Genomic DNA, 12,642 nt, shown 5'->3' on the forward strand with positions numbered 1-12,642 from the left:
GCTGTCTGTTTGTGCTTGCGAGCTTTCGTTAGCAGGTTCATTCTTATCTCTTGTGAAGCCCGTCGGCTGACATGGCCGTTGCACATCGGGTTTCGTGAGATGCCAGCGATGGACTGCGCCGGCTGCGGTTTCGATATTCAGAGCGGTTTTGCTTTCTGTCCGCGATGCGGCGCAAGGCAACCCCTCTCCTGCGCCGCCTGCGGCTATGCGTGTCAGCCCGATTTTGCCTTCTGCCCCAAATGCGGTGCATCGATCTCAGGTAAAGCCCCGCCTGCGCCGAAGCCGACTATTGAGCTGGTGCCGGCGAAATCCGACGGCGATGCCGACCGGCGGCCGGTGACGGTGCTCTTTGCCGATCTCTGCGGCTTCACCACGCTGAGCGAGCAGATCGACCCGGAAACCATGCGGGTGCTGCAGAACGAATTGTTCGAAGAGATGACCCGGGCGGTGGAAGCCTATGGCGGCTTCGTCGACAAGTTCGTCGGAGACGCGCTTCTGGCGCTGTTCGGCGCGCCGGTTGCCCATGAGGACGATCCGGTGCGGGCGCTTGGCGCCGCACTTGATATGATCGACCGGGCCGCCGCGGTCGGCACACGCTGGCAGTCGCGCGCCGGCGTACCGCTGCGCCTGCATATCGGCATCAATAGCGGCCCTGTCGTTACCGGCGGCTTCGGCGCGGTTGGCGCCAAATCCTATTCCGTGACCGGCGATACGGTGAACACGGCCCAACGGCTGCAATCCATGGCCGGCGAAAACGATATTCTCGTCGGTCCGCTGACCTATCGCCTCACCCGCCATGCCTTTGCCTTCGAAAGTCTCGGCGCACAAACCTTGCGCGGCAAAAGCGGAAACGTCCACGTCCATCGGCTGACCGGGCTGCTGGACGCGCCGCATACGGCGCGCGGGCTCGAAGGTTTCGGCCTTCAGGCGCCGATGATCGGACGGGATGTGGAATTGTCGCGACTACTTACCTGCCTCGATCTCGCCTGCGACGGCGCGGCGCAGCTCGTCCGCCTGATCGGCGAAGCGGGCATCGGTAAATCGCGGCTGGCCACCGAATTCGTCGGGATCGCCGCGAATGCGACCCGTTTCCCTGGCCTTGCCATCCGCAAAGCCACCTGCTCTCCCCTTGGCGAACAATCCTACGGCACCCTCGCCGCGGTCGTGCGAAGCGCCTACGGGATCGGCGAGCGCGACGATCGCGACAAGACACGACAGTTGTTGACGACCGGGTTTCGCGCACTCGATCTCACGCAGGACGATATCGACGGGCTCCTACCGCTTTTTCTGCATGTGCTCGGCCTCGGTGATCCCGACGGTGCGTTGCGGCACATCGAGCCGGAGCAGTTGCGGCGGCAGATCTTCTACGCGATCCGCACTGTCTTCGAGCGGCGGCTGGCGCAAGGCCCTCTCCTGCTGGTCATCGAGGACCTGCATTGGGCGGACACAGCTTCGCTGGAAGTGCTTCGCTTCATGATGGACCGGCTGGAGCGCAGCCGGCTGATGCTGCTTGTGATCTACCGGCCGACGGCGCAGACCGACCCGCTGAACTCCAATCGCGTCAACGTCACCGTCCAGCGTCTTGGCCCACTCGCTGCGGCCGACGGGCAGAGGCTGCTTGCCGCCTTTTTTGGCGAGGCCCATGGCAAGCTTCCGGTCGCAATGCGCAAACGCATCCTCGACCGCGCCGGTGGCAATCCGCTCTTCATCGAAGAAATCCTGCGTGGACTGATCGACATGGGCACATTGCATCATGACGGTGAGCGCTGGCATGTTGCGGCGGACGACACGGATGTCGCCATCCCGGTGAACCTGCAAGCTCTGTTGCTTGCCCGCGTCGATCGTCTGCCGCAGGAAATGAGACGGTTGGCGCAGGAGGCGGCGGTGGTCGGCCCCAAATTTGATACCGCCCTGCTCCGCGCCGTCGCCACCGATCCGGCCGCCATCGATGCCGCACTGGACTATCTCTGCGATGCCAACATCGTCGAAGAATTGCGCGGCCCCGATGCCGGCGGGTCGCCTGGCTATCGCTTCAGCCAGACATTGATGCACGACGTCATCTATCAGAACCTGCTGCTGCAACGGCGCATGGAGCTCCATGGCAGGATCGGCCGGGTTCTGGAGCGCCAATACGGCCTGGCGCCCGAGCGTCCCGAGCATCTGGCGCAACTCGGCCATCATTTCAGCCTGACCACCGACAAAGGCAAGGGCGCCACCTATCTGATGGCGGCGGGCGATCAGGCGCGCAAGACCTATGCCAATGACGATGCAATGCGCCTCTATCGTCAAGCGCTCGCGGCCTTCGCAGACGAGCCGGAGGTGACGCCGGAGCAATTGGCGCTGCTGGAGCGCCTTGCCGATCTCTGCGGCCCTGCCGGTCGCCGCGACGATGCCTTGACCCATTATCAGCAAGCGCTTGCGATCCACCGCGCCAACGACGACCGGATTGCCGCAGCAAGGATATTGCGAAAGATCGGCCGCCTGCATCTCGATGCGGGGCGCCGCGACCAGGCGGAGACGCATTGCGCCGCAGCGGAAGCGATGATCGCGGCGATCGACGCGCCGGTCGAACATGCCCACCTGCTGCAGGAGCGCGGTCATCTGGCCTTCCGCATGGGTGATCAGGCCGCCGCCGCCGAGTGGGCGACACAGGCGCTGCAATGCCTGCAAACGCTGCCGATCGACGGAACGACCGAGGCCGGCCGCGAGGCAGCTCGGGCGATGGCGGAAGCGTTGAACACCAAGGGTGCAGCGCTCGCGCGGCTCGGACGCCGGCGCGATGCCGTGCAGGAAGTGGAGCGCAGCCTGGCGGTCGCCGAAAAGGCCGATCTGCAAAGCGCCGCCTGCCGCGCCTATTCCAATCTCGGCGTTCTCTACACGATCGTCGATCCGGCCAACGCCATCACGATCTGCCGCCGTGGGCTGGAGGTCGCAACCCGCATCGGCGATCTCGGCTTCCAGGCGCGCCTTCTCGCCAACCTCGCAGTGTCCTGCTGCACCTTCACCGATCGCTGCGCGGCCGAAGGCGTGCCGGCGGCGGAAAAGGCAGTCGAAATCGACCGGGCGCTCGATCAGCGCGATCATTTGTCCGTGCCGCTGATCGTGCTCGGCCAGATTCATCAATGCCATGGGCAGCCGAAGCTAGCTCGTAAGTATTACGAAGAAGCTCTTGAGGTTGCTAAGGAAATTGACGAGCCACAACTGCTCTTTCCGTGTTATGATGGCTTGGCGACGCTGAGCCTCGAACATGACGATATGGACGAAGCGGAACGGTATTTCACGCTGGCCCAGGATGTGTGCATCCGCCACAACCTGGATCCAGGCACGCTCGTCGTCTTGCCGTTTCTCGACTGAAGAGATTCGCATCGCGCTGATCGCCTGATATCGAATATATCAAGCGATTTAAACATATAAAGGGAGGAACGAACAATGCAGGAGAACCACGCCGATAGACCACTACAACCTGGAGATCGCGCGCCCAACGTGGTGCTGGATGCGATCACCCGCCAGGGCAAGATCGCCATCGACGACTTTCGCGGCCAGAAGCCGCTGCTCGTCGGCCTGTTCCGCGGACTGCACTGCCCCTTCTGCCGCAGGCAGATCGCCGCCATGGCTGAACTGACCGATGCATTGCAGGAGAAAGGCATCGACAGCCTGACCGTCGTCAATACCCCGATCGAGCGAGCCCGCCTCTATTTCCGCTACCACCCGCTTCCCAATCTGCTGGCGGCCTCCGACCCCGAACGGGTATCGCATCGCGCCTTCGGCCTACCGCGCCTTCAATTCACCGAGACCGAAAACGAGTGGCCGCACAAGGTCAGCATGGACACGGTGATGTCGATGCGCGTCGACATGCCGGGCGAGCTTCCCGAACCGATGAACCCGATCGCCGCGATGGAATTTCTCGACAAGGCTGACGGCTACGAAATGACCGATGATGACAAGCGGATGATCTCCCCCGGCGAAGGCCAGCTTGTCGGCGAATTCCTGCTCGATCGTGATGGCGTCGTGCGCTGGTGCTTCACCGAAGTCGAGGAGGCCGGCCGCCATATGTTCGGCGTTCCCGCGCCGCGGGAAGTGATGTCGGCGGCGTCGAATATGGCGGTCTGAAGCGGCGGCCTTAACTCGCCTGATCCGGAATGCGAAGCCGGCGCCCGCGGTTGGTGAAGGCGTGTCCGGGCGGCCTCTTGTCGAGATCCGAACATCGCCGCGCCATCCATCGCACGCTCGCCGGCCGTGAGTGCTGCGGCGGATTAATCCGGAAGACCGGCCTTGCGGTAGCCCTCCACGAAATGGTCAAGCGTGCGAGCGTCGCGAAATGGTTCGGTCGCCGCCCAATGACGGATGGAAAAGCCGGGGTTGGCGACAAGGAAGAGTTCGGTCTCCGCCTGGGCCTCGTCGAGCCGGCCGAGCTGAGCAAGGCTTGCCGCCAGGAAACGGCGCGAGCTTGTGCGATAGGTCTCGTCGCGGTGCAGCGTCTCTACGGCGGCTGCATATTGCCCGGCCGCATATTGTGCCTGGCCGAGCGTCAGATAATACCAGCTTGCCGGAAACGGGTTCAGCCGGAACGCCTTGCGAATCTGCTCGAGCCCCTCCTCGACCCGCCCTGCTAGGACGGTAACGTCGCATAATGCCGCAAAGGTATCGGCCTCGTTCGGGTCAAGTTCGATCGCCTTGGCGAACTCCGCGTCCGCCGCGGCAAAATCGCGTTCATAGGCAAGAAGGTAGGCCAGCACCCAGCGGCAGCCGGCATCGTTGGGGTCGATCGCAACGGCCTTGCGCGCTAAGTGTAAGGCGATGCTGCGGGTCGCTTCCGTCGGCCCGCCGCTATGAACCCACCCCATCCAGTGGTTCATGGCCAACCAGCGATAGGCCTCGGCATAGTCGGGGTCGAGGGCGACTGCGCGGGTCAGCATCAGATGCGCCTCCTCAGCCGCCTGCGGGGAATCGTCCATCAGCTTGCGCGCCCGCACGCAGAGATCGTAGGCCTCAAGACTTCTAGGCCGACGGCGCGGCGGCGGGGTGCGCAGCCGGCCGAGCAGCGCCTCGACGATCCTGGCGGTCACCTCGTCCTGAACGACGAAAATATCGTCCAAGCTGCGATCGAAGCGTTCCGCCCACAAATGAGCGCCGCTGACGGTATCGACCAGCTTGGCGTTGACGCGCACGCGGCCCGCGGCGCGCCTCGCGCTGCCCTCCAGCAGGTATCGCACGCCGAGCTCCTCGGCGATCTCCCGCACGTCTACCGCCCTGCCCTTATAGGCGAAGGCCGAATTGCGGGCGATGACGAACAGACCCGGCATTCTCGAAAGGTCGGTAATCAGGTCTTCGGTCAGCCCGTCCACGAAAGATTCCTGTTCGGGATCGTTGCCGATATTCAGGAAGGGCCGCACGGCGACCGATGGTTTGTCGGGCATCGGCAAGGTCTTTCGCGTCACGCCGCTCAGCCGCTGCATGGCACCCGTGAAGCGGTAGCCGACGCGCGGAACCGTTGCAATCCATTCGCCGCCGCCGGCGGCTGGACCGAGCAGCTTGCGCAGCTGCGCGATCTGGACGGTGAGGTTGCCTTCCTCGACCGCCATGCCCGGCCAAGCCGCGTCCATCAGCTCGGTCTTGGCAAGGATTTCGCCGGATCGCCCGACGAGCGCCGCAAGCAGCTTCAGCCCGCGATGGCCAATGGCAACAGGTTCATCATTCCGAAGGAGCGTTCCCGCATCCGGATCAAGCACGAACGGACCAAAGGCAAAGCGCAATCCCTGCATAGAGCGGATCTATAGTCCGTTTGGAAGTTTTTGAGAACTTTTTGGAGCGGCTTAATTACGCCGCTCCTCCTATTCCGCAGAATTCCATCCTCTTTCGGGTGGAGCCTCTGCCCCTCACCCCCATGCCGACTGACGAGGAAATCTGCATGACTGCCGCAAGCACGACATCACAGCGAGACGATCGGAGCCCCTGGGCCGCGATGGCAGGCATCATCGCGACCGTCACGGTGTTTGCCGTGGCGCAGGGGCTGACCTATCCGCTGCTGAGCTTCATCCTGGAGCGGCACGGAACGGCCTCTGGCCTGATCGGTCTGTCGGCAGCGATGACGCCCCTGGGCTTCATCATATCGGCACCTGTCATTCCGGCGCTCTCGCGGCGGGTGGGCGCAGCGCGGCTTGCGATCCTCTGTTCGATCCTCGCCGCCCTCACCCTGGTTGCGATTGCCGGGCGGCAGGACGTTTGGACCTGGATGCCGCTGCGCTTCCTGCTCGGCTTCTTTGCCAATCCACTCTATGTCATCAGCGAGACCTGGCTGATCTCGATCACGCCGGCGTCGCGCCGGGGGCGCATCATGGGCCTCTATTCATCGATCGTTTCGGCCGGCTTTGCCGTCGGTCCGCTCTCGCTCGGCCTCAGTGGCACGGAAGGCTCGGCACCCTTCCTGATCGGCATTGGGGCCTTCCTTGGCTGCGGCCTGATCGTGCTTGTTGTCGCCCTCCGCCTGCCTGACATGCCCGGCGAAGGCGAAGCAATATCGGTCGGCGGCTTCCTTTCGCGGGCGCGGCTGCTGCTGTTTGCGGTTTTCACAGCCGCCGCCTTTGAGCAGATCCTGCTCTCTCTGCTTGCCGTCTACGGCGCGGCACTCGGCAGTACCGAGGGCCGCATCGCTTCGCTCATCACCTGTTTCGTTGCCGGCAATGCCGTGCTGCAGATCCTGCTCGGGCGCGTGGCGGAACGGTTCGGCGCGACGCGGACCATGTTATTCTGCGTCCTCACGTGTCTTTCCGGCTGCCTGCTGCTGGCGTCAACTTTCACCACATGGCTCATCTGGCCGCTCGTTTTCATCTGGGGCGGCGTCTCGTTCGGGCTCTACACCATGTCGCTGATCCAGCTCGGCGAGCGTTTCAGCGGTCAAGCCCTGATCGCCGGCAATGCGGCCTTCGCCTTCGCATGGGGCATCGGCGGCATGGCGGGCTCGCCCGCGGCCGGACTGGCAATGCAGCTGGTCGGACACCAGGGGCTGCCGTCGTTCCTCGCCCTACTCAGTTGTGTCCTGGCGATTTCTCTGTTGGCCGCGAGGCGGCGTGAGCAATGAAGGACCTCGCGTGCTTTCGATAAGTCCCTCGGCCGCGAGATCCCTTGAATTTCGCCCGCCGCTATATATAACATGTTATATAACATTCAATGGAATTGGAGAGATTGAATGGTCGAAGATGTGGTGCGAACGCTTGGCTTTTTGTGCCTGGGCAGCCGGTTGCGTCGCATCGGCGAGAGACTGCAGGCCGATACGCAGCAGGTCATCGACGAGGCCGGCGTCGGCATCCAGGCAGGTCAGTATCCATTCCTCGCAGCGATCGACCGGGCCGGGCCGCTGACGATCGGCGAGCTTGCGCAGGCGGTTGGCATCACCCAGCCCGGCGCGACGCGGACCATCGGGCAGCTTCTCGAACTCGGCTTCGTCGATATGCAGCCGGCGCCGGACGATCAGCGCCGCAGATTGGTGTCGCTAACCGACAAGGGACAGGAACTCGTCGATCATTCGAAGGCAACCATCTGGCCGCGCGTTGCGGCTGCGGTTGCGGATCTCTGCGGCGACCTCGACGGACCAATCCTCGAGCAACTCGCCGCCATCGAAGAAGGGCTTGCGGCACTGCCGCTCATACGCCGGAGCACGGTTACAGGCCCGCCCGCCCTGTCCAACGCGCAATAGGGAGAGAAAGACGATGAATCATGTGCTTGACCGGCCGATCTGGAGCGCGCTCAAAACCGCGCATGCCGCTCTTGCCGAAGGCAACAGCTACGCACGGCGATACCCGCCCTCCATCGTTCCCTTCGCGGCCTCTGCCGACGATAGCCCTTTGAGCCTCGATGCCCTGGAGAAGCTGCCGTCAGCGGAAGAGAAGATGTTTCTCGTCGAGGCCCGGCCGATTGCCATTCCAGCGGGTCTTGCCATCGTCATGGAGGCGCCGGTAACCCAGATGGTTGCCGAGCGGCCCCATGAGAGGATTTCGGATTCCCGCATTCAGCCGCTGACCGAGGCCGACGCTGCCGACATGCTTGATCTGGCGAGCTTGTCCAGACCCGGGCCGTTCACCCTGCGCGCCCAGAGCCTCGGCAGCTTCTGGGGCATCAGGCATGAAGGCCGTCTGGTGGCGATGGCCGGGCAGCGTATGCGGCAGACCGGTTTCATCGAACTGAGTGGGCTTTGCACCCATCCCGAATTCCAGGGGCGTGGCCTCGGCACCCTGCTGTTCCGTTTCGTTGCCGGCGAAATCGCCTCCAGCGGCGACACGGCCTATCTGCATGTCTATGCGGGGAACACCTCCGCCATTTCCCTCTACAAGGCGCAAGGCTTCACGCTTCGCTCGGAGATGAACATGCGGGTGGTCAAACGCCGCGCCTGAGCTATGGCTCAACGGCCGGGACGGTGTCTCCTCCCCGGCAACGTCCAATTTAAGGAGCGCTTCGGCTCGAGAAACTACCTTACGCCCGCCGGCAGCACTTCGAATTTCCAGAATTTTTCCGGGCTGAAATAGGTTGTGGCGAATTCGCGGATATTTGAGGCCGTAACCTCGTCGTAACCGCTGAGATTGCCCCGTATGCGGTCCAAACGACGCGGATCCGTCTGGGCGCCGCGCAGATATTCAATCCAGTACTCGTTGCCCTGCCGCTGATGCTTCAGTGTCTCGATGATGGGTTCGCGAGCGCGTGCAAGTTCGTCGGCGGAGACATCATGCGACCTGAGATCATTGGCGATCTCGTCGACAAGTGCATAGAAGCGCGTGAGCTTTGCCGGATCCGTCTCGACATAGAAATAGGCGTAGCCATAGCCAGGAATTTCCCTCGACTGATTGACGTCGCCGTCCAGCGCGTAGCTCGCCCCCTCCGCAATGCGAAACTGGTCGGTCAGCCTATTCTGGAAAATCTGGGTGACAACATTGGCTGTGAAGGAGCGTGGGAGATCGGAGAGTAAATCGCCAACGGGGACCCCGACGACGGCGGCGGCGCTATCTGCCCTTCCGTTATGAGTCTGCAGAACAGCCTTCTCGGTGGCCGCCGGGAAGCGCACGTTACCCCAATCACTGCGTGGCGCCGCCTCCGGGCGTGGCGGCAAAGCGCCGAATGTTTCAGCTGTCAGCCGGATGGCGTCGTCCACCGTCACATCGCCGACGATGGTGACATCGATCGGGCCATTGGCCACCACAGGCTGGAACAGCGCCTCGAAATCGCCCGGCTTGGCGGCGGACAACTGGGCGCGATCAGGAAAGGTCCAGCGCGGATCGCCGGAATGAACGAGACCTCCGAGGTTGCGGCTGACAACGCCGCCAGGGGTCGCCTCATACTGATCGAGGCCGCTCAAATAGGCCTGCTGAACCCGCTTGAACGCTTCGGGGCGGTATGCGGGATCGGAGGTGTATGCCGTCATGAGTTGCAATTGCGTCGCCAGATCCTCAGTCCGCGTACGACCGTCGAACTTCAAGGAGCTGTCGCCTACCGAGACGTCGAGGCCGACGATGTTGGCGGTCAGCGCTTTCTGCATTTCCTGGTAATCCATGGCCTTCACGCCCGACAGCGCGACCGCCGGCGATGCCCAGATCGGGAGGGGACGGTCATGCGGCAAGTCCAGCCGACCGCGGCCGATATCCTCGCGCACCAGCACTTCATTGGCGCGCAGCTTGGTTGGCTTGATGGTAAGCCGTACACCGTTGGAAAAGCGCACCATGGTCAGGCCGAGATCTTCGACGGCGCGGCGTTCGACCACAGCGCCCGGCGCGCCGAAATGGGTGTAGGGCCAGGCGACATCGGCTGCACTGGACGGCGCCGACACGGCAATGGCGTTGGAAGCGTGATAGACCTGCCGGAGCGCGTCGGCTCCGCCCTGCGGCGATTGGGCGGTCTGAAGCACGATCTGCGGACCATTGCCGGAGAAAGCACGCTGCAGGGCCTGATTGACCTCGGCCGCGGTGATGCCGTTCGTCACCCTCTCGAACAGCGAGACGTCGTCGGCAGGCGAGGTGAAGACCTGATTGTCATCGACGCTGCCAGCTAGTGCAGAAGCGATGTCGGTGGTCGTGCGCGTCGCGGCGCCGGCGGCAGCAGCCTTCAGGGCCGAGCTATATTCGAGGATTTCGCGATCGATCTCAGCCTGGGCTACGCCGAACTGTTGGATACGACGCTGTTCCTGGTCAATGGCCTCGAGTGCCGCCTGCCATTTGTCCGGTTCGGAATTCGCCGTGACCAGGACGACATGAGCGGAATCGAGGAGATCCTGGGAGCCGACGCCGGCGCTGATGAAAGGTGCATCCGCCTTGCTGGCGATGGTGCTGACCCGGCGTTTGAGCACCATCAGACCAAGATCTTCGATAAGCTGGGTACGGCGCTTGGCCAAGGTGTCGGGCGCGGCGTCATAAGGACGCGTCCAGGCGATCTGGACGCTGGTCACGCCGCCGGGAACGACGACGACGTCCGCGCTTTCGCCTTTCGCCTGCAGTACGCCAGTATCCTGATTTGCAGGCATCGATCCTGTGGCTTTCCAGTCGCCGAAGCGCTGCCGAATTTCAGTCTCCATGGCAACGGGGTCGATATCGCCCACCACGATCAGCGTCGCCCGATCGGGCCGATAATTGACCCTGTAGTAATCGCGGACGAGAGCTACAGGCGCCTTGCTGATAATATCGGCTTTCCCGATCGGGGGCGCATGGTCACGCGCCGGCCGGCGAGCAACGAATTCATGATCGCGAGCCCCGCGCGGTACTGCGGCGTATCGCGCAGCCGCTCTTCCGACAGGATGACGCCGCGCTCACGATCGAGGGCACCGGCATCGAGGGTCAGCTCGCTTGCGGTTTCTCGCATCAGCATCAGGCCCGTGGAAAGCGTCTCTGGATCGACCTCGGGCAAATCGAGTGCATAGACAGTCTCGTCATAAGACGTATGGGCGTTGGTGTCCGGTCCAAAGGCCAGGCCCTTGCGCTGCAGGATACGGATCATCTCCCCTTCGGCGACATGCGTCGAACCCTTGAAGGCCATGTGCTCGAGAACATGCGCCAGGCCCTGCTGGTCGTCGTTTTCCTCAAGTGACCCGGAGCCGATGCGAAAGCGGATTGCTGCCTGTCCTGATGGCGTGGCGTTGCGCATGATTGCAAATCGCATGCCATTGGCGAGCACGCCGAAATGGACATTGGAATCGGCTTGAATGTCGCTTTGCGTTTGCGGCCAGGCGGTGGACGGCGTGTCGGCATAGGCCTGCGATGCGAAAATTGCGACAAGGGAGACCGTCGCGAGAAACCGCCAAGCGGCGGCGCATTGCATTTGTTTGGGAGACATTCTTATCCAGGCGATGAGCATGAAGAGAGGAAACGGCTTTGACCCGACCATTCCATAAGCTGCATATCGCTTCAACTTCCATGTGTGAATGGATAAGACGCAGACAATTCGGTTAGAGCTCGCGGGAGCTCCATAGAAATCTTAGATTTTTCGCATAAGATTTTGATATTTAAATATTATGACAGCGGCTTCCATCGTCATTCCCGATGAATTCCCCACATCTCGTCATTGTCAGATCACTGTCATAGAGGCCGACTAAAGGATGGCGCTTCGACGCTGTCACCAGGGGGCGCATTCGATGGCGACATTGCAGCAAGTCGCATTCCGGGCAGGATGTTCGCTGACGACCGCAAGCCGGGTTCTCAATCGCAACGGGCCGGCCAGCGATCTGATGGTGCGCAAGGTGCGCCGTGCCGCTGCCGAACTCGGTTATCGCCCGGCCGCCCATGCTGTCGGGCGGCTCGGGCGCAGACCGGTAATCGGCGTCTTGATCCCGAGCATCACCAATCCCGTCTTTGCCTCGTCGCTGTCGAGCATCCAGAACCGTATGCTGGTCGCCGGGCATGGCGTCTTGATCGCCCAGTCGAATTACGATCCGGCACGCGAGGCCGATGCCGTCGCCGCACTTCTGAATGACCGGCCGACCGGGCTGATCCTCACCGTCTGCGACCCGTCGACGAGCGAGGCGCTGCTCCCCAAGCTGCCGCCGACCGTGCTTCTCAACAACCTGCCGACGGCGCAGTTTCCGGCGGCCGTCACGGCCGATAATCGCGGCGCCGGCCGGGAGATCACGACGTTCCTGATCGGCATGGGCCACCGCCACATTCTCTTTCTCTCCGGCAATTTCGCTGCCTCCGATCGCGCTCGTCTTCGCTACCAGGGCTACCTCGACGCCATGGCCGAGAACGGCCTGACGTCGCTTGACGCGATCCAGATCTCCTTCGTCGGCGCCTATGACGAGCTCGATCTCAGTGCGGCGATGACCTCGCTTTCGCCGACGGCGATTATCGCCTCCAACGATCTTCTGGCGCTCGGCGTCATCGGCGCGCTGAAGCGCGAGGGGCTGTCGGTGCCGGGGGATGTTTCGGTCGCCGGCTTCGACGGCATCGCCATCGGTCGGCTGATCGATCCGCCGCTGACAACCATTGAAATGCCGGATGCCAGCATGGGGGCGACGGCCGCCTCGCTGCTTCTCGACATGGCGGAGAATGCTGCCCCTGCCCGCCATCTCGATGTCGCCTATACGCTTCGCCGCGGCGGCACCGTGCGCGCCATCTGACGCTTGCGAAACAAGAGGGCCGCCACGCGCTCGGCGTGGCGGCCCTGCCCTGTTCC

Annotated in this window: 7 protein-coding genes and 1 pseudogene; 6 read left to right on the forward strand and 2 right to left on the reverse strand. The window is 63.0% G+C overall.

All coding sequences use genetic code 11. The features are described from left to right. Nucleotides 1-108 precede the first annotated feature (108 nt). The gene (locus MHI61_RS12815; protein WP_239792837.1) at nt 109-3,354 is read left to right on the forward strand and encodes an adenylate/guanylate cyclase domain-containing protein; all 3,246 of its coding nucleotides are present in this window, start codon (nt 109-111) and stop codon (nt 3,352-3,354) included. A gap of 75 nt (nt 3,355-3,429) precedes the next feature. Then, nucleotides 3,430-4,110 (forward strand): peroxiredoxin-like family protein, encoded by a 681-nt coding sequence (locus MHI61_RS12820; RefSeq protein ID WP_222140171.1) that lies wholly within the window; start codon nt 3,430-3,432, stop codon nt 4,108-4,110. 143 nt (nt 4,111-4,253) lie between these two features. Here MHI61_RS12820 and MHI61_RS12825 read toward each other — a convergent pair whose 3' ends face one another. Further along, entirely contained in the window at nt 4,254-5,762 is a 1,509-nt protein-coding gene (locus tag MHI61_RS12825; RefSeq protein WP_239792283.1) for a winged helix-turn-helix domain-containing protein, read from the reverse strand. A 146-nt stretch (nt 5,763-5,908) separates the two neighbouring features. On the opposite strand from MHI61_RS12825, the gene MHI61_RS12830 reads away from it, so the two are divergent. The 3 genes from MHI61_RS12830 (at nt 5,909) to MHI61_RS12840 (ending at nt 8,387) form a co-directional block, all read left to right on the forward strand. Then, the gene (locus tag MHI61_RS12830; protein WP_239792284.1) at nt 5,909-7,078 is read left to right on the forward strand and encodes an MFS transporter; all 1,170 of its coding nucleotides are present in this window, start codon (nt 5,909-5,911) and stop codon (nt 7,076-7,078) included. 108 nt (nt 7,079-7,186) lie between these two features. Beyond that, complete coding sequence (locus tag MHI61_RS12835) at nt 7,187-7,693, forward strand: MarR family transcriptional regulator (RefSeq protein ID WP_239792285.1); 507 nt, start codon at nt 7,187-7,189, stop codon at nt 7,691-7,693. A gap of 13 nt (nt 7,694-7,706) precedes the next feature. Next, complete coding sequence (locus MHI61_RS12840) at nt 7,707-8,387, forward strand: GNAT family N-acetyltransferase (RefSeq protein WP_239792286.1); 681 nt, start codon at nt 7,707-7,709, stop codon at nt 8,385-8,387. A gap of 74 nt (nt 8,388-8,461) precedes the next feature. Here MHI61_RS12840 and MHI61_RS12845 read toward each other — a convergent pair. Further along, nucleotides 8,462-11,307, reverse strand: a pseudogene (locus MHI61_RS12845) (insulinase family protein). Nucleotides 11,308-11,605: 298 nt separating this feature from the next. Between MHI61_RS12845 and MHI61_RS12850 the strand changes: the two are divergent. Beyond that, nucleotides 11,606-12,586, forward strand: coding sequence for a substrate-binding domain-containing protein (locus tag MHI61_RS12850; RefSeq protein WP_239792287.1), 981 nt, complete (start codon nt 11,606-11,608; stop codon nt 12,584-12,586). Nucleotides 12,587-12,642 lie beyond the last annotated feature (56 nt).

The sequence above is a fragment of the Rhizobium sp. K102 genome (assembly GCF_022385315.1).
Classification (GTDB): Bacteria; Pseudomonadota; Alphaproteobacteria; order Rhizobiales; family Rhizobiaceae; genus Rhizobium; species Rhizobium croatiense.